Here is a 440-nt window from a genome sequence, read left to right as displayed (position 1 = left end):
CCGGCGCCAGCGCCTCGCGCAAGGCGCGGCGGATCGCGGCGGCGCCGGCGCCCGCGCGCGGGCAGACGACAAGATGCAGGTCCAGCGCCACGTAATCCGGCGCGCCCAGCACATGCTCGCGTCCCGCCATGCGCAGCGCGTCGAGGTGGGCGTGGACCGCCGCCGCCGTCGCCGCGTCCAGCCGGTCGCCCTGATCGGGGGCGCAAAGGACCAGGATGGTGTTGAACACCCCTCCCAGCGGTTTTGCCGCGGCGCGGGCGACGCCGGGGATGTCCTCGGCCGCGCGGGCGTAGTCGTCGGCGGTGACGCAGCGGGCGCGGGCGGGGTTGCGGATCGATTCCGGGATCAGGTCGCGGGCGACGGCGGTCGAGACGCGCGCGCGCCCGCCCGCCGCCGGCAGCAGGTTCGTCGCGGCGACCGGCGCCAGCGTCGCGAAATCC

Annotated in this window: 1 protein-coding gene; it reads right to left on the bottom strand. The window is 77.3% G+C overall.

What is annotated here, in order from left to right:
* The coding region (locus FE811_RS27180) for a baseplate J/gp47 family protein (protein ID WP_181181007.1) at positions 1–440 on the bottom strand (440 nt) is incomplete at both ends.

This window comes from Paracoccus sp. FO-3, from assembly GCF_006386455.1.
Taxonomy (GTDB): Bacteria; Pseudomonadota; Alphaproteobacteria; order Rhodobacterales; family Rhodobacteraceae; genus Paracoccus; species Paracoccus versutus.
Note: the sequence above shows the minus strand (reverse complement) of the source record. Positions and strands in the feature narration are given on the sequence as shown.